Below are 26,029 nucleotides of genomic sequence, written 5' to 3' on the forward strand. Positions count from 1 at the left end.
GCGCGGCGGGTGGGGGGCGGCGCCCCCGGGCCGCGCCCTTGGTGTCGGGGTGGGGGGGGGGCGGGGGGGAGGGGTCCGGCCCGCGCCACCAAAAGGGGTGAACAGACGTAACTTCTCGCAACGCCAGGCGTTCTTGTCACCTAACGTGCGGCAACCGTCACTCTCCCGGGGTCCGGGGCGGCGGCGGACTCCCGCCGGGCGCGGCGCTCGGCCCTGCGGGCGGCCGACTCCGCCGGGTCCAGCACCGGCACGGCCGCCAACAGGCCCTTGGTGTACGGGTCCTGGGGGGCGTCGTACACCTCGTCGGCCGTGCCCAGCTCCACGATCCGGCCGTCGCGCATCACCGCGACCCGGTCGCTCACCTGCCGTACCACAGCCAGATCGTGCGCGATGAAGACCAGCGACAGGCCCAGGTCGCGCTGGAGTTCACCCAGGAGGGCGACGATCTGCGCCTGTGTGGTGACGTCCAGGGCGGAGACGGGTTCGTCGCAGACGATCAGCTTGGGCGCGGGCGCCAACGCCCGTGCGATACCGACCCGCTGGCGCTGGCCGCCGCTGAACTCGTGCGGGTAGCGGTGGTACCAGGCGGGGTCGAGCCCGACGCGCTCCAGCAGCTCGTGCACCCGGGCGACGACCGCCTTGTCGCCCAACTCGCCCGCCGCCCGCAGCGGGTCGGCGATCGACTCGCCGATGCTGCGGCGCGGGTTCAGCGAGGAGACGGGGTCCTGGAACACCATCTGCAGCTCGTGGCGGAGCGGCCGCAGCGCCTTCTCGCCCAGCGCGGCGATGTCCCGCCCGCCGTACCGGATCTCGCCCGCGGTCGGGTCGAGCAGCCGCACGAGCATCCGCCCCAGCGTGGTCTTCCCGCTCCCGCTCTCCCCGACCACCCCCAGCGTCTCCCCCGCCCTGACCCCGAACGACACCCCGTCGACGGCAGCGACAACCTTCCCCCGCCGCCCGAACTCCCGCCGCAGCCCGCTGACTTCCAGCAGCGTCTCGTCGGACCCGTCCGGCACCCCCGCACGCTTTTCGCCCCATGCGACCGCGCCCGCCCCCGGCGCTTCCTTCCGCCCGCCCGCCGCTCCCGGCAGGCCCGCATCCCTCTTATTGAGCCCGTCCGGAGATTGAGGACGCGCGTCCGCCGACCGAGTGCCGTCCGGTCCGCCGACGGACGGAGTCCGGCGCAGCCGGTCGAAGCCCGAACGGCCCGCCAGGGCCGGGCGGTGCGAGGACGGGGTCGAGAGGAATCTGCCGTCCGGCGATTGAGGACTCAGCCCCGGCGGCAACTGGGCGTCTATGCGCGGCACCGCCGACAGCAGTGCTCGCGTGTACGCATGGGCCGGTTGGCGGAGGACCTCCGCCACGGGACCGCGTTCCACGGCGGAGCCGCCCCGCAGGACGAGCAGTTCGTCGACGCTGCCCGCGACCACGCCGAGGTCGTGGGTGACGAGGAGGAGGGCCATGCCGGTCTCGGCGCGCAACTCGTGGAGGAGGTCGAGGATCTGCGCCTGGACGGTGACGTCCAGCGCGGTCGTCGGCTCGTCCGCGATGAGCAGACGCGGCTCGCACGCCAGCGCCATGGCGATGAGCGCCCGCTGCCGCATGCCGCCGCTGAACTCGTGCGGCCGGGACCTGGCGCGCCGGGCCGCGTCGGGGATGCCGACCCGGTCGAGCACCTCGACGGCCCGCGCCCGCGCCGCCCGCCGCGAGGCGCGGTGGTGCACACGGTAGACCTCGGCGATCTGGTCGCCGACGGCGAAGTACGGGTCGAGGGAGGACAGCGGGTCCTGGAAGACCATCGCGGCCACCCCGCCCCGCAGCCGCCGCAGTTCGGCGTCGCTCGCGGTCAGCACGTCCGTACCGGCGACCCGGAGCGTGCCGGAGACCCGGGCGCCGGTGCCGCGGTGCAGGCCGAGCAGCGCGTACGCGGTGGCGCTCTTGCCCGAGCCGGACTCGCCGACCAGACCGAGCGCCCCACCCGCGCCGAGGGTGAAGCTCAGCCCGTCGACAGCCCGCACCGAACCGGCGGAGTCCGCGGCGCCGCCCTGCGTCGGGAACGCGATACGGAGGTCGGCGACCTCCACCAGCGGTTCGTCGGTCGGCGTCACAGCAGCACCACCCGTCGGTCGGCCACCGCGTAGAGCACGTCGGCGACGGCGTTGGCCAGGACGACGGCGAGGCCCATCACGAGCACGATCCCCACCACCACCGGCAGATCCTTGAGTTGCACCGACTGCACGAGCTGCTGCCCGAGCCCCGGGATCCCGAAGAGGGTCTCGGTGAGCAGGGCGCCGCCGAACATGGTGCCGAGGTCGAGCGCGGACAGCGCGATCACCGGGGTGAGCGCCCCGCGCAGCGCGTGCCGCCCGATGACGGCCCGCTCGCTGACGCCGTACGCCCTGAAGGTCCTGATGTGGTCCTCGGCGAGCGTCTCCAGCAGCGAACTGCGGGTGAGCCGGGCGTACTTGGCCGACTCCAGCAGGGCCAGCGCCAGCCACGGCAGCAGCAGGTTCCACGCCCACTGCTGCGGGTCGGCGGTGAGCGGCACGTACGACGGGTACGGCAGCCACTGCAGCCAGGAGCAGAAGACGAGCAGCAGCAGGATGCCGGTGATGAACACCGGTGTGGCGGTGCCGATCAGGGTGAAGCCGGTCAGCAGGCGCTCGGTGAGGGTGCCGCGGCGCAGCGCCGACAGCAGGCCGGTGCCGACGCCGATGACCAGCCACAGCACCATCGCGCCGAGCGCGAGCGACGCGGTGGCGGGCAACTTCTGGCCGACCAGGGAGGTGACGAGTTCGCCGGAGCGGTAGGACTGGCCGAGGCAGGGCGCGGGGCAGTGCAGCACGCCGGTGCCGGTGCTGTAGTCGTGGCCGGTGAAGACGCCTTGCAGGAAGTGCCAGAACTGCACGTAGACCGGGTCGTCGAGCCCCATCTGCTCGCGGATCTGCACCACTTGGGCGGTGGAGCACTTGGGGCCGCAGGCGAGCCGGGCGGCGTCGCCGGGGGCGAGGTAGAAGACCGCGTAGAGCACGGCGGCCAGCACGAGGAGGACCAGCGCGGCCTGCAGGGCGCGCCGCCCGAGGAAACGGATCACGCGGCACTCCCCTTGTCGGCGGCGGCGTCGAAACCGTCGTCGGAGGACCCGCGCCCGGTGCCCACCCGCAGCCTGCTGGCGACCCGCGGGTCCAGCGCGGTGCGGACGCCGTCCGCGAAGACGGTGAAGGCCAGCACGGTGAAGAACAGCAGCGCGGCGGGCAGCAGGACGTACGCCGAGTCGGCCTGGTACCAGGTGCTGGCGCTGGAGAGCATCTGCCCCCAGGACGGCGTCGGCGGGGTGACGCCGATACCGAGGAAGGACAGGCCCGCCTCGGAGACGATGTTGGACGGCAGCAGGATCGCCGCGTAGGTGAGGACCGGGGCGACCAGCGCGGGCAGCAATTCGCGGCGGGCGGTCCGCCACGGGCTGGAGCCGCCGAGCCGGGACGCTGCCACGTAGTCCAGGGACTTCAGGGTGAGCACCTGCGCCCGGACGATCTTCGCGATGCCGCCCCAGGCGAGCAGGCCGAGGACCAGCATCAGCAGTACGGGGCGGGGGAAGCCGTCGGGGACCACCGCGAGCAGCGCGATGGCGAAGACCAGCGCGGGCATGGTGACGAAGATGTCGGTGACCCGGCTGAGCACGCTGTCGGCGAAGCGGTTGCCGAGCCCGGCCGCGAGGCCGAGGACGACCCCGAGGATGACCTGGAGGACGGTGGCGCCGAGCGCCACCACCAGGGAGATCCGCGAGCCGTAGACGAGCCGGGCGAACAGGTCGCGTCCGGTGCCGGGTTCGACGCCGAGCCAGTGCGCGCCGGAGACGCCGCCGAAGGAGCCGAGCGGGACGCCGCCGGAGGCGGAGTCGACCAGGCCGGCGTGGTAGCTGGTGGTGTCCTGGCCTTCGAGGGCGGCCAGCAGCGGCGCCCCGGCGGCGACCAGGACGAGCAGGACGATGACGGCGGCCCCGGCGAGGGCCGCGCGCTGGGTGCGCAGCCGCCGCCAGACCTGCCGGGCCCCCGAGGCCGGGGCGGACGCGACGGCGTCCGCCCCGGCCCCGGCGGCCGAGAGTGCTTCGACGGTCACGGTGTCACTTCACCGAGACCTGCGAGATGTCCAGCACACCGGTCCAGTCGCTGATCACGACGTTCTTGATGTCCTTGCCGAACAGCCGCTTGTAGACGGGGTGGAACAGCGGCACGGTCAGCGCCTGCTCGCCGATCTTCTTGTCCAGCGCGCCCCAGCGAACGGCGGCGGCCTTGAGGTCGGTGATCTTGTTGATCGCGTCGATCTCGTTGTTCACGGCCGGGTCGTCGAGCTGGGCGTTGTTGAAGTTGTCGCCGTCCCTGACGATCTGGCGGCCGTCGAAGATCGGGCCGAGGAACGGGCCGCCGGACGGCCAGTCGGCGCCCCAGCCGGTGAGGAAGAAGCCGGGCTCGGTCTTGATGGTGCGGATCTTCTGGCCGAAGGCGGCGTGCTCCTGGGCGTCGAGCTTCACCGTGATCCCGGCGGCCTTGAGCGCCTCCTGCACGGCGGTGGCGACCTCGGGGCCCTGCTCGTCGCCCTTGGTGGACTCGTGGGTGAGGGAGACGGTCAGACCGTTGGGGTAACCGGCCTCCTTCAGCAGCTCCTTGGCCTTCGCCGGGTCGCCGTCCTTGCCCGCGGGGAACGGGTCGTACGGCGTGTAGCCGAAGGACGCCTGCTCGGGCAGGAAGGTGGTGGCGGGGTCGTTGAGCGAGGAGCCGCCCTGGGCGTTGACCACCGTGGTGCGGTCGACGGCGTACGCGATGGCCTGGCGCACCTTGATGTTGTCGAACGGCTTCACCTTGGGGTTGAAGGCGATGTAGTCGGTGTAGCCGAAGTGCCCGGTGCCGACCCGGCCGGCCAGGTTCTTGTCGCCGGTGACCTTGGCCAGCTCGGCGGGGCCGAGGTTGGTGTCGGTGGTGACGGCGTCCGCGTCCTTGCCGACGCCCGCGGACAGCCGCTGGTTGATGACGGCCTGGTCGAGGCCCGACTGGACGTCGATGGTGTCGGGGTACGCCTTGCGCTGGCTGTCGGTGGCGGCCGACCAGTGCGGGTTGCGCTCCAGGACGAGGTGCTCGCCGTTGTTCTCGTTCTTCACCACCCGGTACGGGCCCGACGAGACGGGGTGCGAGGCGTACTTGGTGCCGTCGTCCTTGGCCTTCGGCACCGGCGCGAAGGAGGTCTGCGTGGCCAGGAACGGGAACTCGCCCTCGGGCTTGTTCAGGTGGAACACGATGGTCTTCGGGTCCGGCGTCTCGACCGACGCCAGGCCCTTCTTGTCCTTGTACGGGCCCTGGTACGCGGCGCCGCCTATCAGCCAGTCGCGCAGATAGGGCGCGCCGCCCGACAGCTCGGCGGCGAAGGACCGCTCGATGCCGTACTTGATGTCGGCGGAGGTGATGGGGCTGCCGTCCTCGTAGGTGAGGCCGTCCTTGAGGTGGTACGTCCAGACGGTGGCGTCCTTGCTGGGCTCGCCGGTGTCGGTCGCGAGGTCGGGGACCACCTTGGCGCCGGCCGGGCCGTTGGCGCGGTTGCGGGTGGTGAGCGTCCGGTAGACCAGCGAGGGGACGTTGCCGCCGCCCGAGGTGTAGAGCCGGGCCGGGTCGAAGTCCTCCTGCGGCTGGTTGTTCAGCACGTACAGGGTGCCGCCGCGCTGCGGCTTGCCGTCGCTCGCCTTCGCGTCACCGCCGCTCTTCGGGCCGCAGGCGACGGCCCCTCCGGCGAGGGCCAGACCGACGACGATCACGCCAACATGGCGGGACTTAACGGACAAATGACGCATCAAAGGAGCCTTTCAGAGCCGTGCGGGCGCACGGAGAAGGTGGTGAGCGAGAGAAGGGAACGCGCCGGAACAGCCCGCGGCGGAGGCCCTGAAGAAGGGCCTCTACGCGGCGGAGCCGTGGGTCAACGACAGTGCACGTCGGCGACGCTGTGCCAGGTCACGCCGATCAGCGCCAGCTCGATGCTGGCGCTCGCGGACGGACGTGAATGGCGGTGCGGCATGGACGCAAGGGTGCAGCGCGGCACCCTCGAATGTCAAAGCCGAATCAATACGATCCCCAACGATCGCTTATGGACGCCGCGTGATCCACTACGGGAACGGCCATGCGTTCGGCTTGCAGGTGGGACCGCCGTCCAGGGACAGGAACTTGGTCTGCTGCATCATCACCGGCGCCGGCGCGCCCTGCGCGGGGCAGCCGACATGGCTGTGCCCGAGCCGGTGCCCGACCTCGTGGTTGATCAGCATCTGGCGGTACTCGTGCATGCGCGCCGCGCCGTAGGTGTCGGCGCCCTGCGCCCAGCGGTAGGCGTTGATCATCGTGCGCGGAGTTGACGCCGCGTCACATGACACGTTCTCAATCGACGTGTCCAGACCGGACTTGGCACACCACTTCGCCGTGGTGGCGGGGCTGGCCAGGGTGATCACGATGTCCGCCGGGCCGCTGGAGACCCGCTCGAAGGTCATCTTCCCGCCGTGACCCCAACTGCGGTCGTCGTTCAGTGTCTTGAAGACCGTCTCGGAGAACAGGTCCGCGTCCAGCGGCAGCCCCCGCTCCACGTCGACCCGGAACCTCATGAGCTTGCCGGTGCCCGGCGCCGCCTGGTGCCCGGCCACCGTGGTGAAGGCGCCGGACAGCGCCAGGTGCGGGTCGAGCGGGTACTGCCTGGCCATCAGCTCGTCGTACGACGCCGGTGCCACGGTCGCCGACGGGGCCCCGGTGGGGGCGGCCGACCGGTTCTGCGAGCGGGACGCCTCGTCCGGCGTCGACCGCGCCGTGGGGTCACCGGACGGCGGGTCGCTGTGCTTCTTGTCACTTCCGTGCAGCTGGCCGGTGGCCACCACCGCGAGCACCGTGACGACCGCGGCGGCGGCCACGCCGCTCAGCGTCCGCCCCTTGCCGCCGCTCTTGCCGCGCGTCTCGTCGACCTCGGTGACCGACGGCGTCAGCGGCTCCGCGGGCAGCGTCGTCACCGGCGGGGCGTCCGGCCCGAAGGCGTCGACGAACTCCTGCCGGGGCCGCGGGATCAGCCGGGTCGCCGGAGCATGCGCGGCCCGGCCGTACATGCCGGAACCGCCCATGACCGGCCCGGTGGTGGGCCCGCTGAGCGCGGCGGCGGTGTCGTAGGCGGCCCAGTCCTCGGCCCACTCCTCGATCGGGTCGAGCACACCGCGGGTGCGCGCCGGACCGTAGTAGCGGCCGGTCTCCGCGGCCGCGGGCCAGCCGCCGGACGCGCCCCAGGCGCCGTGCTCGCGGTGCTCCGGGTGGGCCGGCGGCGGCCCGTCGTGGTCCTGCGGCCGGTAGTTGAGGAAGGCGTCGGCGTCGTGGTCGCTGACGGGACCGATGCCGGGACCCGTGCCGGGGCCGCGGCGGCGGCGGCCGCTGCCGGGCGCTCCGGCGGACGACGGGCCGACGGGTCCGCGGCCGGGGAGGCCGACCGGGCCCGGTATGGGGTTGTCGCGGCCGTCCTGGCCGCCCCTCGCACTGTGCTTGCCCACGTCCTCGATCAGCTCCCGGTCGCCGTGGCGTTCGTAGGGCTCGTACGGTCCGTGCTGTCCCCTCCGGCCGTGCCGGCCTCGCGCTCGGCGGCCACCGCGACCTCGTCGAGCAGGTCGCGGAAGGCCCGTGCCACCAGTTCCGGGTACTCCATCATCGACACATGGCCGCTGCCGGGAATCGTCAGCAGCCGCGCGTCGCGGAAGGCCCTGGCCGCGCGGGGCGCGACCCGTACCGAAACAAGTTTGTCGCGCCCACCGTAGACGAGCAGCGTGGGCGCCAGCACCCGTTCCGCCTGGCGCCACAGGGAATGCTGGCCGCCGAGGGTGTACGCGTTGACGATCCCGCGGGTCGAGCGGACCAGCGCGTCCCAGAAGTACGGCAGGGAGATCCGCCGCTGGTACTCGTCGGCGGCCGCCGCGCGGGCCGGTTCGCCGACCAGCGACGGGTCGCCGTAGCAGAGCGCCATCAGCTCCGCGGTGCGGCGCTCGATCGGCCAGTCGCGGGTGGCGCGCAGATACAGCGCCGGGATGCCGGGCACCGAGACCAGGCCGGTGGGCCAGGCGGTGCGCTGCGGCGGCAGCTCCGGGAGCGCGGGCGAGATCAGGGTGAGCGTGCGCACCAGGTCGGGCCGGGCGGCGGCGACCTTCACGGACACCGCGCCGCCCATCGAGTTGCCGAAGAGATGGACGGGGCCGCGCCCCTGCGCCTCCAGCAGCCGGATGACCGCCCGGGCGTGTCCCGCGATCGAGTAGTCGCTGTCGTCAGGCGGCGGGGAATGGCCGAATCCGGGCAGATCCAGCGCCTGCCCGTCGACCCGGTCGGCCAGCTTCGGCATCAGCGCGGACCAGTTCTGCGACGATCCGCCCAGCCCGTGCACGTACAGCGCGGGCGGCAGCCCGGAAGCCGCCGGTTCGTGCGACCGCACCATCACGCTGAGCCCCGGCAGGCTCACCATCTGCGCCGATTCCCCAGGTGACAGCAGCGGACCCGGCGCCGGCAGAAGCACCGGGACGGTGGCCGTGTGAGGAGCGTCGGTCGGGGGCATGGATGAATGTTACGAGACGATCACACGCGGGTCGGTGTGTTCGCCGTCACAGGAACCGACAAACAGCCACGCGCCGCCGGAATCGCGCGCGAGGCGCCGTGCTCCTGGGCCGGGCCGGACGTCCCCAGACAGGCGGGATGTGCCGGACACGGCCTAGGCTCCAAGGTGAGGCACGGAAAGGAGGGGCCATGTCCGACGAGATCGCGAGCTTCGAGAGGGAAGCCGACGAGTTCGACGCGGCGCAGATCGCCCTCGACGCCGAGCTCGACCTGGAGGCTCCCGAGGCCGACACCGCCGAGCAGCACATCGAACTGCTGCAGCACCGCGACGAACCGATCACCGAGCGTCCTGCCGACCGGGTCGAGGAGGCCGACCCCGCGGACACCGCGGAGCAGCGGCGCGTCGTCGATATGGACGAGGACGACTACCGCTGACGGGCGCCGCGGGCGGCCTCGACCGGGTTCGGCCACCGGCCCGGCATATGCACCGGCACTGGCCGAAAGCTTCCAGGTAGTGAGAATGTGCGCTCGCACCGCGCACAGGGTCGTTACTCAAAAGTACGATGGCCATCGCAGTGTTCTTCGTTCCTTCACCAGAATTGGGAGGCGGCGTGACAGCCATCGAGCAGACTCAGGCGCGGCCGCGCGGCACCCGCCTGCCCCGACGGGCCCGACGTGAACAACTGTTGGGCGCGGCCCAGGAGGTTTTCGTCGCGCAGGGTTACCACTCCGCCGCGATGGACGACATCGCCGAGCGGGCCGGAGTCAGCAAGCCGGTGCTCTACCAGCACTTTCCCGGCAAGCTCGAACTGTATCTGGCGCTGCTCGACCAGCACTGCGAGTCACTGCTGCAGTCGGTGCGCACCGCGCTGGCGTCCACCACGGACAACAAGCAGCGCGTCGCGGCGACCATGGACGCGTACTTCGCCTACGTCGAGGACGAGGGCGGCGCCTTCCGGCTGGTCTTCGAGTCGGACCTGACCAACGAGCCCGCGGTGCGCGAGCGGGTCGACAAGGTCTCGCTGCAGTGCGCCGAGGCGATCAGTGAGGTCATCGCCGAGGACACCGGTCTGTCCCGCGACCAGTCGATGCTGCTGGCGGTCGGGCTCGGCGGCGTCTCCCAGGTCGTGGCCCGCTACTGGCTGGCCAGCAAGAGCACCGTCCCGCGCGACACCGCGGTGGACCTGCTGACCTCGCTCGCCTGGCGCGGTATCGCCGGTTTCCCGCTGCACGGCGCCGACGGCCACCACTGACGACCGGCACCGCCGTGGGCGACGCCCCGCGTGTTCGCTCACGGCGTTCTCGATGTACGGATTCCGGCCGGTCACGGCGGGCTAGTCTTGCTGCGTACGGCGCGATTCCCACCGCGCACACCGCCAGACCATCGGAGGTATCCCAGCCGTGGAGGTCAAGATCGGCGTGCAGCACGCGCCGCGCGAGATCAGCATCGAGAGCGTGCAGTCGGTCGCGGAGGTCGAGAAGGCCGTATCCGACGCCCTCTCCGGTGCCTCGAAGCTGCTGAGCCTGGAGGACGAGCACGGCCGCAAGGTCCTGGTCCCCGCCGACCGGCTCGCCTACGTGGAGATCGGTGAGCCCGCCGCGCGCAAGGTCGGGTTCGGCGCCTCGCTCTGACGCAACGCGCCTCGCACGATTCGGGCGAAAGCCCATGGAGGGGTGGCAACCGGTAGTAACCGGCTGCCACCCCTCCGTTTTGTCGCGCCTCTTCCGGGGGTAGGACCCGTACGGACCGGTCCGTGCCATCCGTACCACCGGAGGGATCACGATGCTCTGGGAAGCCGCAGCCTTCGCCGTTCTCGGATTCGCCGCCGCCGTGGCGGCCACCCGGCTCTTCCCGTCACGGCTGCCTCCCAGTCCGCTGGCGCTGGCCACGGGACCGGTGGCGGGCCTGCTCGGCGGTCTGGTCACGTACACGATCGTCGGCCCCGGCCACCCGGAGGCGACGCTGCCCGCCGCGCTGCTGGTGGCCGCCGCGCTGCTCAGCCTGCTGGCCAGGCCGCCACGGCGCGGCCGCCACGCCAAAGTGAGCCCGACCGGCGCCTAGGCGCCGGTCGGGGCGTTACACGGCCGTCGGGGCCTTAGGCAGCAAGTCCGAGGGCGGCCATCCGCTTGGTGTGGGCCTCGGTGATCCGGGAGAACATCCGGCCGACCTCGGCGAGGTCGAAGCCGTCGGCGACGCCGCCGACCAGCATGGTGGAGAGCGCGTCGCGGTCGGCGACCACCCGCTGGGCCTGGGAGAGCGCCTCGCCCATCAGCCGCCGCGCCCACAGCGCCAGCCTGCCGCCGACCCGCGGCTCGGCCTCGATGGCCGCGCGGACCTTCTCCACCGCGAAGGTGGCGTGCCCGGTGTCGTCGAGGACGGCGAGCACCAGGGTGCGGGTGTCGGTGTCGAGGCGGGCCGCGACCTCACGGTAGAAGTCCGAGGCGATCGAGTCGCCCACGTACGCCTTGACCAGCCCTTCGAGCCAGTCCGATGGCGCGGTCTGGCGGTGGAACTCGTCCAGCGCCGCGCCGAAGGGCTGCATCGCGCGGTTCGGCGCCTCGCCGATCTCGGAGAGCCGGTCCCGCAGCCGCTCGAAGTGGTGGAACTCGGCCGCGGCCATCGCGGCGAGCTCCGCCTTGTCCTCCAGCGTCGGGGCGAGCTTCGCGTCCTCCGCGAGCCGCTCGAAGGCGGCCAGTTCCCCGTAGGCCAGCGCGCCCAGCAGATCGACGACGGCGGCCCGGTACTGCGGGTCCGCGGACGCGGCGGTCCAGTCCTGTGCGGCGATTCCGGTGGCGGGGGCGGGGGTCTCGTCTGGCGTCTCCATGGAGCGCACAATAGCCAAGTCCCGGAGGGTCGTAAGCACCCTTGAACGATCACCAACATCCCGAACGAAACATTTGATCGGGTGCAGGTACGTGTTTCCGGGGTAGAGTGGTAATGCACCCGCCGGTATTCGGCTTGTTTCCGATCCCCGGCGGGCGACGTATGCAGTACCTGGATGCCCGGTCGGTGGCCCGATCGGCTCCGAACCGACCGCCCTCCTGACATCGGGAGGGGCCCACTCGCGGCATGAGCGAGGGCAGCGGTCCCGCGCTACGCGGCTACATCAGCCGCACTCACCTCTGCGCGGTCAGTGACCGGCGTCGCCTCACACGACCCGGCTGCTCGACCCCCCTCGCCGCTCAGTGCCGCGTCTCACAGAAGAGGCAAGCATCCTGACCAGCACCCTGACTTTTCGCAGTCTCGGCATCCTCGCCGAGACCGCCGAGGCCCTTGAGGCCGTCGGCATCGTCACCCCGTTCCCGATCCAGGAGATGACGCTCCCGGTCGCCCTCGCGGGCAGCGACGTCATCGGCCAGGCGAAGACCGGCACCGGCAAGACGCTCGGTTTCGGCCTCCCGCTGCTGGAGCGCGTCACCGTCGCCGCCGACGTCGAGGCCGGCCGCGCCACGCCCGACCAGCTGACCGACGCCCCGCAGGCGCTCGTCGTGGTCCCGACCCGCGAGCTGTGCCAGCAGGTCACCAACGACCTGCTCACCGCGGGCAAGGTCCGTAACGTCCGCGTCCTGGCCATCTACGGCGGCCGGGCCTACGAGCCGCAGGTCGAAGCGCTCAAGAAGGGCGTCGACGTGATCGTCGGCACCCCGGGCCGCCTGCTGGACCTCGCGGGCCAGAAGAAGCTCGACCTCAAGCACGTGCGCGCGCTCGTCCTCGACGAGGCCGACGAGATGCTCGACCTGGGCTTCCTGCCCGACGTCGAGAAGATCATGGGCATGCTGCCGGTGCGGCGCCAGACCATGCTGTTCTCCGCGACCATGCCCGGCGCCGTGATCAGCCTGGCCCGCCGCTACATGTCGCAGCCCACGCACATCCGCGCCACCTCGCCGGACGACGAGGGCGCGACGGTCGCCAACACCACCCAGCATGTCTTCCGCGCCCACTCGATGGACAAGCCGGAGCTGGTCTCCCGCATCCTCCAGGCCGAGGGCCGCGGTCTGGCGATGATCTTCTGCCGTACGAAGCGGACGGCCGCCGATGTGGCCGAGCAGCTCGAGAAGCGCGGTTTCGCCTCCGGCGCGGTCCATGGCGACCTCGGCCAGGGCGCGCGTGAGCAGGCGCTGCGCGCGTTCCGCAACGGCAAGGTCGACGTGCTGGTCTGCACCGACGTCGCCGCCCGCGGTATCGACGTCGAGGGCGTCACGCACGTGATCAACTACCAGACGCCGGAGGACGAGAAGACGTACCTCCATCGCATCGGCCGCACCGGCCGCGCGGGCGCGTCCGGTATCGCGATCACCCTGGTCGACTGGGACGACATCCCGCGCTGGCAGCTCATCAACAAGGCGCTGGACCTGTCGTTCAACGACCCGGAGGAGACGTACTCGACGTCCCCGCACCTGTACGAGCTGCTGGGCATCCCGGCGGGCACCAAGGGGATACTGCCGCGCGCCGAGCGGACCCGTGCCGGGCTCGACGCGGAGGTCGTCGAGGACCTCGGTGAGACCGGTGGCCGTGGCGCCCGCGGTGGCCGCCGCCCGGCGGCCGCGAGCCGTCCCGCCGCCGAGGAGCGCCCCGCCCGTACCCGCGCCCCGCGCCAGCGCCGCCGCACCCGCGGTGGCGGCGAGGTGGCGGCCGAGGCCGTGACCTCCCCGGAGGCCGTGCCCGCGCCCGCCGCGTCCGAGGACGCCCCCAGGACCCCGCGCCGCCGTCGCCGCACCCGCGGCTCGGCTCCCGCCGCCGCCTCCGAGGTGACGGCCGCGGCGCCCCTCGTGGAAGCGGCGGTGGAAGCGGTCGTGGAGGCGGCTCCCGCCGCCACCGCCGTCGCCGAGGCGCCGGTCACCTCCCGGGTCCCGCAGCGCCGGGCCCGCAGGGCCATCCCGGACGTCTTCGTCGAGCCGTCGGCCCCCGAGGACACCCCGAAGGTCCCCCGCCGCCGCACCCGCAAGACCGCCGCGGAAGCGGTGACCACGGAGGCCGTCGAGGCCGCGGAGCCCGTCGCCGAGGAAGCCGTCACGGTCCCCCGCCGCCGCACCCGCAAGGCCACCGCGGACACCGCGGTCGCCGTCGCGGTCGCCGAGCCGGTCACCGAAGAGGCCGTCACGGTCCCGCGCCGCCGCACCCGCAAGACCGCCGCGGAAACGGTGACCACGGAGGCCGTCGAGGCCGTGGTGGAGGCCCCCAAGGCCCCCCGAAAGCGCGCCCCGCGCAAGACCGCCGCCCCCGAGGCCGCGGTCGCGGTGACCGAGGAGGCCCCGAAGGCCCCCCGCAAGCGCGCCGCCCGCAAGCCGGCCGCCACCACCGAGAGCTGACACCCCCGCCCCCGGCCCCCCAGGGCCGGGGGCGTGCCCCGTTAGGGGCGCGGGGAACTGCGCGACCAGCCCATGACCTGGCTGCAGGTCACCACCGGCCCCAATGGGGCAGACGCGTTGTTTCCCGACCACCGGCCCGGTGGGGGCGGGCCGCGCAGTTCCCCGCGCCCCTACGGGGCACTACGGAGCCTGGACCACCGCAAGCGCAGCCCGCGTCCCCGCGCCCCTACGGGGCACGTCCGGTGCCTGGACCACCGCAAGCGCAGCCCGCTTCCCCGCGCCGGAGGCGCAAGGCCGGTTCGGGGCCATCCCGGGGAACGGGGTGGCGGGAACTCCGCCGGAGGCAACCTCTCGGACATATGCGGCGCGTAATCTCGCGTCATGAGCCGACCCACTGCCCTGGACCTGCCGGAGACCGTCGTCGCGCGGCGGTTGGAGACGTCGCGGGGAGCGTTCGCCGTGCTGGACGCCGCGCCCGCGGCGGAGGTGCCCGCGCGGGGGACCGCGCTGCTGATCCCGGGCTTCACCGGCAGCAAGGAGGACTTCACCGCGCTGCTGGGCCCGCTGTCGGCGGCCGGGTACCGGGTGGTGGCGGTGGACGGCAGGGGGCAGTACGAGACGGACGGCCCGCGGGACGAACGGGCGTACGCACAGCGCGAGTTGGCGGCCGACGTGGTGGCGCAGACCGCGGCGCTCGTCGACGGCGGCGGCCCGCCGCACCTGCTGGGGCACTCGCTGGGCGGTCTGATCACACGGTCGGCGGTGATCTCCGAGGCGGCCCAGGGCCGGCACCCATGGGCGTCGCTGACGCTGATGAGCAGCGGGCCGGCCGCGATCGACGCGTCCCAGCAGGCCCGTACGCAGATGCTGCTGGACGGCCTGCCCGCCCTCGGCTTCGACATGGAAGCGGTCTGGCAGGTGATGCGCTCGCTGGACGCGGAGAACAGCGAGCAGCCGGACACCCCCGCCGCGATCGACGCGTTTCTGCACCGGCGCTGGGTGACCACCGTTCCTGAGCAACTTATGGCGACCGCACGGCAGTTGATGACCGAAACCGACCGAGTCGACGAGCTTGCGGCCGTACCGTTGCCGAAATTCGTCATCTCCGGTGAGGTGGACTACGCCTGGCCGGTCCCCTGGGTGGACGCGATGGCGGTACGGCTCAACGCGCCCCGTGTGGTGATCAAGGGCGCCGAGCACTCACCGAACGCCGAGCGCCCGGCCGAGACCGCGGCGGCGCTGATCGGCTTCTGGAGCAGGGATTAGTTAGGCCGCAAAAAGATTTCTTTAGTGTAGGGAATGTTTTCGAGGGGGTGTTGGTTGACCACACATGTAACGAGGGACGAAGGGAGAAGCCCCATGCGCTTCGAGATCATGCGACTCGACGACAGGAACGGCACCGCTGTGGACAGCACCGTCGTCGAGGCCACCGCCGTCAACAAGATCGTCCAGCAGGCCGCTGCCATAGGCCAGCGCATCTACATCCGCCCCGCGGACTGACGACTCCACTGACCCACGCATCGGCGCCCCGTACCGGAAGGACGTACGGGGCGCTTTCGCATGTCCGGGCGCCGGTGGTCACCCCTGGCCGTGGATGAAGCCGAAGATGCCGTTGGCCACCGACTGGACGGCGATCGCGGACAGCAGCATGCCGGACAGCCGGGTCACCAGCACGACACCGCCCTCCTTGATCAGCCGGATGATCGCCAGCGAGTAGCGCATCGTCAGCCACAGCACCGCGTGCATGGCGACGATCGCCAGCCACACCGAGACCTGCTGGCCGAAGCCGTCGGCGTGCTGCACGGCCAGGATCACGGTGACGATGGCGCCGGGACCGGCCAGCAGCGGCATGCCGAGCGGGACCAGGGCGACATTGACGTCCTTGGTCTGGGTCGGCTCGTCGGCCTTGCCGGTGAGCAGGTCGAGGGCGATCAGCAGGAGCAGCAGACCGCCCGCCACCCGCAGCGCGGGCACCGACACATGCAGGTAGTCGAGGATCTGGTGGCCGCAGATGCCGAAGACGGTGATCACGCCCAGCGCGACCGACGCGGCCTGCCAGGCCATCCGCCGCTGCACCTTGGTAGCGCGGCCGGAGGTGAGGGCGAGGAAGATCGGGGTGATGCCGGGCGGGTCCATGATCACGAAGAGCGTGAAGAAGACCGACCCGAAGAGGGTGATGTCGAACATGGTGGGCACAGCGCTTTCGGCGGGTGGGCGGACACGGTCGCGCGCGACGGCGCGGCCCGCGTGCGGGCAGGGTTACGGGGGCGGGAGCGGGACGCGCGCTAGACGGCGCTGATCGGCTCCGCGCCGGTCGCCCTGCGGGCGATCTCCCGGTACACCTCCGGGTCGGTGGTGAACTCGCCGAGGCCGCAGGTCTTACGGCTGCCGTGGTAGTCGCTGGAGCCGGTGGCCAGCAGCCCGGTCTCGGCGGCGAGCGCCCGCAGCCGGGCCCTGGTGGGCGCGTCGTGGTCCATGTGGTCGACCTCGATGCCGTCCAGGCCCGCCGCCGCGAGTTCGGCTATCACCACGTCGGGCACGGTCTCGCCGCGCTTGTGCGCGCCGGGGTGCGCGAAGACGGTGACCCCGCCCGCGCCCTTGACCAGGCGTACGGCGTCGAAGGGGTCCAGTTCGTGCTTGGGCACGTACGCGCGGCCGTCGTTGGCGAGCCAGTGCGAGGTGAAGGCGTCGGAGACGGTGTCGACGACGCCGAGTTCCACCAGCGCGGTGGCGATGTGCGGCCGCCCGACGGAGCCGCCGTTCGCGATCGCGGCCACCCGCTCCCAGGTGACCGGCACGCCCAACTCCTGGAGCCTGGCGACCATGGCACGGGCCCGGGGCACGCGGTCGTCGCGGACGAGTTCGCGCTCGCGGTGCAACGTGGGCTCGTCGGGGTCGAAGAGGTAGGCCAGCATGTGCATGCTGACGCCGTCGATACGGCAGGACAGCTCGGCGCCGGTGACCAGCGTCAAGGAGGCGCCCCGGGACGGGAGTCGGCGCAGCGCGGCGGTCGCCTCGGCGTATCCGCCGACCGTGTCGTGGTCGGTGAGGGCGACGACGTCCAGGCCCGCTTCGGCGGCGTTGCGCACCAGTTCCGCGGGCGTGTCCGTACCGTCGGACGCCGTGGAGTGGGTGTGCAGGTCGACACGCACGGCACGGGCTCCCGGAGGACGGTGGGGACAGGGGACGGGATACCAGGATAGCGTCCGAATCCGCCTGCGATTCACAGGACTCAACGCGCCCCAGGCGTAGGACCTTCGGCGGACCGTCAGCGGACCCTTGGATGCGCGGGGCGGCGGCCGGAATCGGCCTCAGGACAGCAGACGCGGGGTGAGCGCCCCGCAGGGCAGCAGGTCGACCTCGGCGCCCGCGTCCCGCAGATCGGTCAGCACCAGCTCGTCGTACATCAGCAGCCCGGTCTGCTCCGGCCAGACGATCGCCCACAGCCAGAGCCCGCGGGCCTCGCCCGCGAAGACCACCCGGTCGTCGGGGGCGCCGCCGACATGCCACAGCGGGGTGGGGCGGCCCGCGGCCAGCACCTTGGCGTGCGGCGGCCGGTCCACGCACATCGAGGGGCCGGGGTCGGGGCCGTCGATCCCGGCGTAGCGGGCACCGAGGCCGACGCCCAGCTCCTCGGCGATCAGCATCAGTTCACCGGGGCCGCCGAGGGGTCCGGGACCCGAGCAGGCGACGGCGGTGGCGCGTCCGCCGCTGCGGTCGTCGCCCGCGGCGGCGACACCGGAGAACAGCCAGCCGACGGGGAGCGGCCAGGGCATCCAGACGGGCACCTGCGCGCGGTGCACGACGACGCCGAGCGCCTCGACGCTCGGCGGGACGACAGGTTGCAGCGGATGCACGATGCCGTGGACATCACACTGCCAGGAGTCGGCAAAGAGGCCGGGTGCGCGCACCCTGCCACCGCACTTCGGGCAACTGGGTTCGCCCCTCATACCGCTCAACGGTCCTCCGCGACTGTGCCCCCGTCAAGGACGATCACCCGTCCGGGCCCGGCAGTCACGGACCAAAAGTAGTTGGTGGTTGCATCAGTTGCCTCGTACAACTAGTATGTGTATATCGCAACTACTTCCTGAACCGCCCGCCGTCCCCGGCGAGAAGGGAACGCTCCATGGACATCGAGGACAAGCCGAGCATCCTGCGCCAGCCGACCGCGGTCTGGGCCACCGCCGGCGCCGCCGTCGTCGCCTTCATGGGCATCGGCCTGGTCGACCCGATCCTGCCGTCCATCGCCAAGGGCCTGGCCGCCTCCCCCAGCCAGGTCTCGCTGCTCTTCACCAGCTACTTCCTGATCACCGCGGTCGCCATGCTGATCACCGGCTTCGTCTCCAGCCGGATCGGCGGCCGCAAGACGCTGCTTGCCGGGCTGGCGCTGGTCGTGGTCTTCGCCGGGCTCGCGGGCACCTCCGACTCGGTCGCCCAGCTCGTCGGCTTCCGGGCCGGCTGGGGCCTGGGCAACGCGCTGTTCGTCTCCACCTCGCTCGCCGTCATCGTCGGCGCGGCCAGCGGCGGCGCCGCCTCGGCGATCCTGCTCTACGAGTCCGCGCTCGGCCTCGGCATGGCCTGCGGTCCGCTGCTCGGCGCCGTGCTCGGCGACATGAAGTGGCGCTACCCGTTCTTCGGCACGGCCGCGCTGATGGCCATCGGCTTCGTGGCCATCACCTTCTTCCTCAAGGAACAGCCCAAGCCCGCCCGCCGCACCTCGCTCCTCGACCCGCTCAAGGCACTGGGCCACGGCGGTCTCGCCTCGGCCGCGGCCTCCGCGTTCTTCTACAACTACGCGTTCTTCACCGTGCTGGCCTTCACCCCCTTCGTGCTGGACATGTCGCCGTACCGCTCCGGCGCCGTCTTCTTCGCCTGGGGCCTGCTGCTCGCCGTCTTCTCGGTCCTCGTCGCGCCGCGCCTCCAAGCCCGGTTCGGGTCGCTGAAGGTGCTCGGCGGCTCGCTCGTGCTGCTCGCCGCCGACCTGGTCGTGCTCGGTTACGGCAACCACACCACGGCCGTCGCCGCGACGATCGTCTCCGGCGCGCTCATCGGCGTGAACAACACCGTCTACACGGAGCTCGCTCTCGGCGTCTCCGACGCGCCACGGCCGGTGGCCAGCGCCGGCTACAACTTCGTCCGCTGGTTCGCCGCGGCGGCGGCGCCCTATCTGGCGCCCAAGATCGAAGGGTGGACCGACGTCCACATTCCCTTCGTCGTCGCCGCCCTCGCCGCCCTTGCCGGTGCCGCCGTCGTCCTCCTACGGCGCCGCCACCTCACCGTCGTCCACCGCGAGGACGTCATCGCCCGCCACACCCCTGCGACGGCGCCCCAGCCCGCGTAGTGCCTTCGCCCCGAAGGGGCGCGGGGAACTGCGCGACCAGCCCATGACCGGGCTGCAGGTCACCACCGGCCCCAATGGGGCAGACGCGTGGTCTCCCGACCACCGGCCGGTGGGGGCGGGCCGCGCAGTTCCCCGCGCCCCTGACGGGGCACCTCCGGTACCTGGCCCACCGCAAGCGCAGCCCGCGTCCCCGCGCCCCTACGGGGCGAAGGCACTACGAGGTCAGGGGGACCGACCCCCGCAAGGGGTCGCGGAGGTCGGTGCCGTGGGAGAGCCAGAGCTCCTGCAAGGGCCCGGCGCCGCGGACACGCTTCCAGGCGGCCTCGTTCGGCGTCATCGGGAGGAGGGGGAGGAAGCGGACCGGGTCCATCGGGGCGTCGAGGGCGAGGTCCTCGATCAGCCCACCGCCCTCGGCGACGAGCACCGCGGAGAAGGGGGCGCCGGGCCAGAGCGGGTCGCCGACGTCGAGGGAGTTGCCGGGGGCCACGACGACGCCCTCGACCTGCGGGGACGCGGCGAGGACGGCCAGCGGGCGGAGGACCCGGTCGGTTTCGGCCAGTCCGGCGCGTACGGTCAGCAGCAGTTCGGCGCGGGGGCCGCGTACCGGATCGGTGACCGCGGCCAGCGGATCGTTCATGGGCTGCGCCGACATGCCGAGGGTCGCGTAACGCAGCAGGTCACCGTCGGAGAAGCGGAGCACCTCGATGCGCTCGACGCCCAGGAAGGTCACCGCGGCCCGCGCGTCCGGCTCGCCGAAGGCGGAGTGCAGCCGCGCCTCGACCAGTGTCAGAAGATCGCCCATCCCGCGAGCATAGAACGCGTAAGGAACCGGCCATGCGCGGCCGTACGGGCACAGCGTCTTGCTAAGGTGGGGCGTTGTTCACACACGTCATCCCCCAGCGGGGACAGGCCGGAGGAGGTGGGGCTGCAGTGGATCCTAGTCGACCGTGCAGTACCGGCAGCTCTTCCTCGCGCCGCCCCGCGATGTGAGCCTCCGCGCTTCCTACCCGGCCTCCCCGCCGTGAAACGCGCCTCCTCACGTTGTGCCCGCGGAGCACCTCCGCGCCGGAAGAGCGCCCTGAACTGCCTGGTGATCAATCAGTCCTGATCAGCATTTCAGTGCGGCGTGATGCCGTCGGCCAGTCCGTGAAGGAGCTTGCCATGTCGATGATCCGTGACCTGCGTGCTGTCGTACGCCCCGCGCTGCGCAAGAGCACTGCCTCCTACGACTACGGCGCCGATCATTCCGCCATCGCCACGAGCGCGGTGGTCGACTGCGCGGTGTACCGCGACGGCATCAGGTGCAGTGACTCCATCGACCTGCGCGAGGCACTGGAATCGGTACGGGCGGGCCGCTCGGGCGACCAGTGCGACGGCAAGGACGGCTTCGTCTGGATCGGTCTGCACGAGCCGACCGAGCAGGAGTTCGCCGGTATCGCCGAGGAGTTCGGGCTGCACCCGCTGGCCGTCGAGGACGCCGTGCACGCCCACCAGCGCCCCAAGCTGGAGCGGTACGACGACTCGCTGTTCACCGTCTTCAAGACCATCCGCTACGTCGAGCACGCCGAACTCACCGCCACCAGCGAGGTGGTGGAGAGCGGCGAGGTGATGGTCTTCACCGGCCGGTACTTCGTCATCACCGTCCGGCACGGCGGCCACGGATCGCTGCGCGCGCTGCGGCACCGGCTGGAGGACGACCCGGAGCTGCTCGCCAAGGGCCCGTCCGCGGTGCTGCACGCCATCGCCGACCAGGTCGTGGACGACTACCTCGCGGTCACCGAGGCGGTGCAGGACGACATCGACGAGGTCGAGATCGACGTCTTCTCCGCCGAGCCGGGCAAGTCCTCGCGCGGCGGCGACGCGGGCCGGATCTACCAGCTCAAGCGCGAGGTACTGGAGTTCAAGCGCGCGGTCTCCCCGCTGCTGCGGCCGATGCAGGTGCTCGGCGAGCGGCCGATGCGGCTGATCGACCCGGAGATCCAGAAGTACTTCCGCGACGTGGCCGACCATGTGGCCCGGGTCCACGAGCAGGTCGTGGGCTTCGACGACCTGCTGAACTCGATCCTCCAGGCCAACCTGGCCCAGGCCACCGTCGTGCAGAACGAGGACATGCGCAAGATCACCGCCTGGGCGGCGATCCTGGCGGTGCCCACGATGATCACCGGCATCTACGGCATGAACTTCGACACGATGCCGGAACTGCGCTGGAAGTTCGGCTACCCGGCGGTGCTCATCGCGATCGTGGCCATCTGTTACGTGATCCACCGCGGCTTCCGCAGGAACGGCTGGCTGTAACCGCCGCGCCCCGGACGGGCGGAGCCCTACGCGCTCTTCCGGCGGTCGGCGAGGATCACCAGGGCCAGGCCCGCGAGGATCACGCCGAGCGCCGGATAGGCGGCCGCGGCCGGGGTCTGGCCCAGCCACACGGCGGCGATCAGCGCCGCGCCCGGCGTCTCCAGCAGGATCGCCGTCGAGGTGGTGGACGGCCCCAGACCGTGCACCACCCGGTTGAGCAGGGTGTGCCCGAGCAGCTGGGCGGCGACCGTGAGCCCGACGATCTTCAGCCAGGTGCCGCCGTCGTAGCCGCCGAGCGCGGAGCCGGACGCCAGGCAGACGGCCAGCAGCACCAGGGCGGTCGTGGAGTAGCAGACATAGGTGTACGCGGTGGTGCTGGCGGTGCGCCGCACCTCGGCGCCCAGCAGCACGTACCCGGCGGCCGCGATGCCCGCGCCCAGCGCCAGCGCGTCACCGGCGAGCGCCCGGGTGTCGGTCGACAGGTCGATGCCGGTGAGGATCACCACGCCCACCACGGCGAGCGCGGTGCCCGCCCACACCATGCCGGGCGGCCGGTGGCCGCGGATCCGCAGGATGATCGTGGTCCAGATCGGGGTGGTGGTGCACAGCGCGGTCGAGGTGGCGACCGACGTCATGCTCAGGCTCGGCAGCCACAGGCCGAAGTGCACGGCGAGGACGACGCCCGCGAGTACCGAGGTGCCCAGCGCCCGGCGTCCCATCCGGCGCAGCTCGCCGCGTTGCCGCCACAGCGCGAAGGGGCTGAGCACCCCGACCGCCATCGCGTTGCGCCAGAAGGCGATGGCCAGCGCGGGGGCGGCCGTCGACGCGATCAGCGGCGCCGACAGCGAGACTCCGGTGATCGCCACCGCGAGCAGCGTGAAGTCGAGCGTGCGGGCGGCCCCGGCCTCGGGCGGGGCGGCGGAAGACGCGGCCGGGACGCGGGCAGCCGTCTCCGGCACTGCGCCACCGACGGAACTGCGCGCGGGAGCGGGGCTCTGCGGGGCGGTCACGGTGCTCCTCGGGATCTGCGGCCCGGCGGTGGGCGGCGCCCTCAAGCGTAAGGCCCGTGACGGCTGTGAGCACCTGTCACCCCGGGCGGCACCGGGCGGGCCGCCGTACAGCCCATAGGGTGGGGGCATGACGACGGAAACCGGCGGGCAGCGCGCGCTCGTCGAGGAGGCGACCAAGAAGTCCGGCCTGGTCTGGGTGGACGGCCAGGCGCTGTGGCATGTGTGGGTCGACGGGGCGATGTGCGTCGTGGGCGGCGGGCCGGGCGAGCAGCCGCTGCCCGCGCTGGCCGACGGCGGCGCCGCGACCGTGGTCGTCCGCAGCAAGGACAAGGGCGGGCGGCTGGTGAGCTGGACGGCCGACGTGGCGCTGCTGCCGCCCGGCGAGCAGGCGTGGACCGCGGCCGTCGACGAACTGCGCGGCAAGCGGCTGAACATCCCGGACCTGGAGACCGTCACCGAGCGCTGGGCCCGCGAGTGCCAGGTCTTCCGCCTCACTCCGCGCGGAGCGCCGGTCGAGAGCCCCGGCGCGATGCCGGACGGCTCGGGCGCCGCCGTCCCCGTCGTGACCTCCGCGACGACCCGGCGGCCGATCCCGGCGGGCCTGCCGCGGCTACTTCTTCGGCGCCGGGGCCGGCGTGACACCGACTGACGTGCCGTAGTCGACCACATGGGAGGCGTCGGGCGCGGCCAGCGTGAAGTCCTCGCCCCAGTCGGTCATCGTCAGCGTGCCCGCGCCCGAGGCCCGCTGGTAGCGCAGCGGGTACGGGCGGCCCTCCAGGGACACGTCCAGGCTGCCGCCCTTGGCGCCCTCGACGGCTATGGTCCGGGCGTCCCCCACCTTCTGGTGGCCGCCGACGGCGAGCGGGGCGCTGAGCACGAACAGGTCGGCGAGCAGCACCTTCTTGTCGGTGAAGCCGCTGAGCTGCTGGTACGCCGGGTCGCCGGTGGGCACCTTGACGTACTTGTCGCTGAGCTTGGCGGCGGCGGCCTTGCTGTCCTCGTCGGTGCCGCCGTCGCCGTAGAAGTCGGCGCCCGCCTTGAGGAAGAGGTCCTTGCCGACCCTCAGCAGCTGGAAGGTGCCGCCCTTGGTGGTGACCTCGCCGACGCCGCCGTTCTCCCGCAGCCGCATGTCGAGCCGGAAGGTCTGGCCCTTGCTCAGCACGGTGCCGGCCAGCCGTACGGTCGCGGCGCCCGCCGCGGCGTCCTTCGCCTGCTGCTCGATGGTCGTGGCGGGGAGCTTGCCGACGCCGTTGGTGCCCGCGTCCGGGTCGCCGCCGCCCATGCCGAGGCAGCCGCTGAGTACGGTGCCCGCGCAGAGCGTGGCGAGGACGGCCGCGGTGCGGTGGCGGCGGTACACGTGACTCGTCCTCCTCGGGGAGACGGCGGGCGTGAAGCTACCGCAGGGTACCCCCTGGGGAGCACCCCGCAGGGCGGGCAAGATCCCCGGGGAGTAGCCTGGCCACCGATGACGAGTGGACCGGAGTCGCCCTCCGTGGACCGGTAGGAGGCCCCTCATGGCCGCAGGCGCCCCCCGGGTCTTCGTCTCGCACCTGTCGGGTGTCGCGGTCTTCGATCCCAACGGCGACCAGGTCGGCCGGGTCCGTGACGTGGTGGTCATGCTGCGGGTGGGCGGTCGCCCGCCGCGGGTGCTCGGCCTGGTGGTCGAGGTGGTGAGCAGGCGCCGGATCTTCCTGCCGATGACCCGCGTGACGGGCGTGGAGTCCGGCCAGGTGATCACCACCGGTGTGGTGAACATGCGCCGTTTCGAGCAGCGGCAGACCGAGACCCTGGTACTGGGTGAGCTGCTCGACCGCCGGGTGCGGCTGGTCGCACCGCCCAGCGGCGGCTCCCCCGAGGCGGGGCAGGACGGCGCCGAGGCCGGCGAGGAGGTGACCGTACTCGACGTGGCGATGACGCAGCTCCCGGTCCGCCGCGACTGGGAGATCGACAAGGTCTTCGTCCGCCGCGGCAAGCCCGGCGCGCTGCGCCGCAAGGGGACCACGCTCACCGTCGACTGGTCGGCGGTGACCGGTTTCCGGCTCGCCGAGGACGGCCAGGGCGCCGAGAACCTGGTGGCCACCTTCGAGCAGCTGCGCCCCGCGGACCTGGCGAACGTGCTGCACCACCTGTCCCCCAAGCGCCGCGGCGAGGTCGCGGCGGCGCTCGACGACGACCGGCTGGCCGACGTGCTGGAGGAGCTGCCGGACGACGACCAGGTGGAGATCCTCAGCAAGCTCAAGGAGGAGCGCGCCGCCGACGTCCTGGAGGCGATGGACCCCGACGACGCCGCCGACCTGCTGGCCGAGCTGCCGAAGGACGAGCAGGAGCGGCTGCTGGCGCTGATGCAGCCGCAGGACGCGGCGGGTGTACGGCGGCTGCTGTCGTACGAGGAGCGGACCGCCGGCGGCCTGATGACCACCGAGCCGATCATCCTGCGGCCCGACGCCACCGTCGCCGACGCGCTCGCCAGGATCCGCAACCCGGACCTTTCCCCGGCGCTCGCGGCACAGGTGTACGTGTGCCGCCCGCCGGACGACACCCCGACGGGCAAGTACCTCGGTCTCGTGCACTTCCAGCGGCTGCTGCGCGATCCGCCGTTCACCCTGCTCGGCTCGATCGTGGACACCGACCTGCAGCCGCTGCCGCCGGACACCGCGCTGCCCGCGCTGACCAGTTTCCTCGCCACGTACAACCTGATCTCCGCGCCGGTGGTCAATGCCAACGGGTCGCTGCTGGGCGCCGTCACCGTGGACGACGTCCTGGACCACCTGCTGCCCGAGGACTGGCGGGAGACCGATCTGCACGGCGCCGTCGGCGCCCACGCGCACCACCTGACGGGGGCGGACGATGGCACCTGACGAGCGCGACCCGCACCGCGCCCGGCACCCGGCGGGCGCGACCGCCGCCCCGCGTACCCGGGTACGGCTCGACCAGCCGCGCGCGCCGCGCCGCAGCCTGCTGCCGACGTACGACCCGGAGGCGTTCGGCAACTTCTCCGAGCGGATCGCCCGTTTCCTGGGCACTGGGCGGTTCATCGTCTGGATGACGATCATCATCATCCTGTGGGTGTGCTGGAACGTCTTCGCGCCCTCGGTGATGCGGTTCGACCACTACCCGTTCATCTTCCTGACCCTGATGCTGTCCCTCCAGGCGTCCTACGCGGCCCCGCTGATCCTGCTGGCGCAGAACCGGCAGGACGACCGGGACCGGGTCAACCTCGAACAGGACCGCAAGCAGAACGAGCGCTCGATCGCGGACACCGAGTACCTGACCCGCGAGGTCGCCGCGCTGCGGATCAACCTCGGCGAGGTGGCGACCAGGGACTGGATCCGCTCCGAACTCCAGGATCTGCTCAAGGAGATCGAGGAGCGGCAGGCGGCGGGCGGGCACCTCTCCCGGCAGGTCAGGTCCGTCACCGGTCCCGGGGCCGGCCGCAGTGACGAAGGCGACGGCCGGGGGCGCTGATCGGCGCC

General features: G+C 72.3%; 26 protein-coding genes. 12 read left to right on the forward strand and 14 right to left on the reverse strand.

Annotated features, from left to right (window positions below; all coding sequences use genetic code 11):
* Positions 1-140: 140 nt before the first annotated feature.
* The 7 genes from AB0M29_RS32150 to AB0M29_RS32180 form a co-directional block, all read right to left on the reverse strand.
* The gene (locus AB0M29_RS32150) at positions 141-2,084 is read right to left on the reverse strand and encodes an ABC transporter ATP-binding protein (RefSeq protein ID WP_365389240.1); all 1,944 of its coding nucleotides are present in this window, start codon (positions 2,082-2,084) and stop codon (positions 141-143) included.
* 20 nt (positions 2,085-2,104) lie between these two features.
* The gene (locus tag AB0M29_RS32155; protein WP_365389092.1) at positions 2,105-3,094 is read right to left on the reverse strand and encodes an ABC transporter permease; all 990 of its coding nucleotides are present in this window, start codon (positions 3,092-3,094) and stop codon (positions 2,105-2,107) included.
* Positions 3,091-4,119: an ABC transporter permease gene (locus tag AB0M29_RS32160; protein ID WP_365389094.1), complete on the reverse strand. Its 1,029-nt coding sequence runs from the start codon at positions 4,117-4,119 to the stop codon at positions 3,091-3,093. Before AB0M29_RS32160 ends, AB0M29_RS32155 begins: the two co-directional genes overlap by 4 nt.
* A gap of 4 nt (positions 4,120-4,123) precedes the next feature.
* The gene (locus AB0M29_RS32165; protein WP_365389096.1) at positions 4,124-5,839 is read right to left on the reverse strand and encodes an ABC transporter substrate-binding protein; all 1,716 of its coding nucleotides are present in this window, start codon (positions 5,837-5,839) and stop codon (positions 4,124-4,126) included.
* 122 nt (positions 5,840-5,961) lie between these two features.
* Positions 5,962-6,060 (reverse strand): Ms4533A family Cys-rich leader peptide, encoded by a 99-nt coding sequence (locus AB0M29_RS32170; RefSeq protein ID WP_365389098.1) that lies wholly within the window; start codon positions 6,058-6,060, stop codon positions 5,962-5,964.
* Between the two features lie 88 nt (positions 6,061-6,148).
* Positions 6,149-7,555 (reverse strand): DUF3152 domain-containing protein, encoded by a 1,407-nt coding sequence (locus AB0M29_RS32175; RefSeq protein WP_365389100.1) that lies wholly within the window; start codon positions 7,553-7,555, stop codon positions 6,149-6,151.
* Positions 7,556-7,563: 8 nt separating this feature from the next.
* Positions 7,564-8,511 (reverse strand): alpha/beta hydrolase, encoded by a 948-nt coding sequence (locus AB0M29_RS32180; RefSeq protein WP_365389242.1) that lies wholly within the window; start codon positions 8,509-8,511, stop codon positions 7,564-7,566.
* Between the two features lie 278 nt (positions 8,512-8,789).
* Between AB0M29_RS32180 and AB0M29_RS32185 the strand changes: the two genes are divergently transcribed.
* The 4 genes from AB0M29_RS32185 (at position 8,790) to AB0M29_RS32200 (ending at position 10,662) form a co-directional block, all read left to right on the forward strand.
* Complete coding sequence (locus AB0M29_RS32185) at positions 8,790-9,035, forward strand: hypothetical protein (protein WP_365389102.1); 246 nt, start codon at positions 8,790-8,792, stop codon at positions 9,033-9,035.
* 176 nt (positions 9,036-9,211) lie between these two features.
* A complete protein-coding gene (locus AB0M29_RS32190; protein ID WP_365389104.1) occupies positions 9,212-9,853 on the forward strand; it encodes a TetR/AcrR family transcriptional regulator in 642 nt (213 codons plus the stop codon).
* Positions 9,854-10,001: 148 nt separating this feature from the next.
* Positions 10,002-10,232, forward strand: coding sequence for a DUF3107 domain-containing protein (locus AB0M29_RS32195; RefSeq protein ID WP_365389107.1), 231 nt, complete (start codon positions 10,002-10,004; stop codon positions 10,230-10,232).
* A gap of 151 nt (positions 10,233-10,383) precedes the next feature.
* The gene (locus tag AB0M29_RS32200) at positions 10,384-10,662 is read left to right on the forward strand and encodes a hypothetical protein (protein WP_365389109.1); all 279 of its coding nucleotides are present in this window, start codon (positions 10,384-10,386) and stop codon (positions 10,660-10,662) included.
* Positions 10,663-10,696: 34 nt separating this feature from the next.
* On the opposite strand, the gene AB0M29_RS32205 is transcribed toward AB0M29_RS32200, so the two are convergent.
* A complete protein-coding gene (locus tag AB0M29_RS32205) occupies positions 10,697-11,425 on the reverse strand; it encodes a ferritin-like fold-containing protein (RefSeq protein ID WP_365389111.1) in 729 nt (242 codons plus the stop codon).
* Between the two features lie 490 nt (positions 11,426-11,915).
* Between AB0M29_RS32205 and AB0M29_RS32210 the strand changes: the two genes are divergently transcribed.
* The 3 genes from AB0M29_RS32210 (at position 11,916) to AB0M29_RS32220 (ending at position 15,410) form a co-directional block, all read left to right on the forward strand.
* On the forward strand, positions 11,916-13,910 hold the full coding sequence (locus AB0M29_RS32210; RefSeq protein WP_365389245.1) for a DEAD/DEAH box helicase: 1,995 nt from the start codon (positions 11,916-11,918) through the stop codon (positions 13,908-13,910).
* Between the two features lie 381 nt (positions 13,911-14,291).
* The gene (locus tag AB0M29_RS32215) at positions 14,292-15,176 is read left to right on the forward strand and encodes an alpha/beta fold hydrolase (protein WP_365389113.1); all 885 of its coding nucleotides are present in this window, start codon (positions 14,292-14,294) and stop codon (positions 15,174-15,176) included.
* 93 nt (positions 15,177-15,269) lie between these two features.
* Positions 15,270-15,410: a hypothetical protein gene (locus AB0M29_RS32220; protein WP_365389115.1), complete on the forward strand. Its 141-nt coding sequence runs from the start codon at positions 15,270-15,272 to the stop codon at positions 15,408-15,410.
* Positions 15,411-15,488: 78 nt separating this feature from the next.
* Here AB0M29_RS32220 and AB0M29_RS32225 read toward each other — a convergent pair whose 3' ends face one another.
* The 3 genes from AB0M29_RS32225 to AB0M29_RS32235 form a co-directional block, all read right to left on the reverse strand.
* Positions 15,489-16,097 (reverse strand): MarC family protein, encoded by a 609-nt coding sequence (locus AB0M29_RS32225; RefSeq protein ID WP_365389118.1) that lies wholly within the window; start codon positions 16,095-16,097, stop codon positions 15,489-15,491.
* 98 nt (positions 16,098-16,195) lie between these two features.
* Positions 16,196-17,062, reverse strand: coding sequence for a PHP domain-containing protein (locus tag AB0M29_RS32230; RefSeq protein WP_365389120.1), 867 nt, complete (start codon positions 17,060-17,062; stop codon positions 16,196-16,198).
* Between the two features lie 159 nt (positions 17,063-17,221).
* Entirely contained in the window at positions 17,222-17,860 is a 639-nt protein-coding gene (locus AB0M29_RS32235) for a DUF6758 family protein (RefSeq protein WP_365389122.1), read from the reverse strand.
* A gap of 176 nt (positions 17,861-18,036) precedes the next feature.
* Between AB0M29_RS32235 and AB0M29_RS32240 the strand changes: the two genes are divergently transcribed.
* Entirely contained in the window at positions 18,037-19,251 is a 1,215-nt protein-coding gene (locus tag AB0M29_RS32240) for an MFS transporter (RefSeq protein ID WP_365389124.1), read from the forward strand.
* A gap of 214 nt (positions 19,252-19,465) precedes the next feature.
* Here AB0M29_RS32240 and AB0M29_RS32245 read toward each other — a convergent pair whose 3' ends face one another.
* The gene (locus tag AB0M29_RS32245; RefSeq protein WP_365389126.1) at positions 19,466-20,053 is read right to left on the reverse strand and encodes a suppressor of fused domain protein; all 588 of its coding nucleotides are present in this window, start codon (positions 20,051-20,053) and stop codon (positions 19,466-19,468) included.
* A gap of 359 nt (positions 20,054-20,412) precedes the next feature.
* On the opposite strand from AB0M29_RS32245, the gene AB0M29_RS32250 reads away from it, so the two are divergent.
* Entirely contained in the window at positions 20,413-21,546 is a 1,134-nt protein-coding gene (locus AB0M29_RS32250; protein WP_365389129.1) for a magnesium and cobalt transport protein CorA, read from the forward strand.
* 26 nt (positions 21,547-21,572) lie between these two features.
* On the opposite strand, the gene AB0M29_RS32255 is transcribed toward AB0M29_RS32250, so the two are convergent.
* Positions 21,573-22,421 (reverse strand): DMT family transporter, encoded by an 849-nt coding sequence (locus AB0M29_RS32255; protein ID WP_365389246.1) that lies wholly within the window; start codon positions 22,419-22,421, stop codon positions 21,573-21,575.
* 262 nt (positions 22,422-22,683) lie between these two features.
* On the opposite strand from AB0M29_RS32255, the gene AB0M29_RS32260 reads away from it, so the two are divergent.
* A complete protein-coding gene (locus AB0M29_RS32260; protein ID WP_365389131.1) occupies positions 22,684-23,205 on the forward strand; it encodes a hypothetical protein in 522 nt (173 codons plus the stop codon).
* Here the strand turns inward: AB0M29_RS32260 and AB0M29_RS32265 are convergent.
* On the reverse strand, positions 23,167-23,913 hold the full coding sequence (locus AB0M29_RS32265) for a hypothetical protein (protein ID WP_365389133.1): 747 nt from the start codon (positions 23,911-23,913) through the stop codon (positions 23,167-23,169). The genes AB0M29_RS32260 and AB0M29_RS32265 overlap by 39 nt on opposite strands.
* Before the next feature lie 157 nt (positions 23,914-24,070).
* On the opposite strand from AB0M29_RS32265, the gene AB0M29_RS32270 reads away from it, so the two are divergent.
* Both AB0M29_RS32270 and AB0M29_RS32275 read left to right on the forward strand, forming a co-directional pair.
* A complete protein-coding gene (locus AB0M29_RS32270; protein WP_365389136.1) occupies positions 24,071-25,414 on the forward strand; it encodes a CBS domain-containing protein in 1,344 nt (447 codons plus the stop codon).
* Complete coding sequence (locus AB0M29_RS32275) at positions 25,404-26,021, forward strand: DUF1003 domain-containing protein (protein ID WP_365389137.1); 618 nt, start codon at positions 25,404-25,406, stop codon at positions 26,019-26,021. Before AB0M29_RS32270 ends, AB0M29_RS32275 begins: the two co-directional genes overlap by 11 nt.
* The last annotated feature ends 8 nt before the right edge of the window (positions 26,022-26,029 follow it).

Origin of the sequence: Streptomyces sp. NPDC051976 (genome assembly GCF_040680795.1) — a bacterium.
Classification (GTDB): Bacteria; Actinomycetota; Actinomycetes; order Streptomycetales; family Streptomycetaceae; genus Actinacidiphila.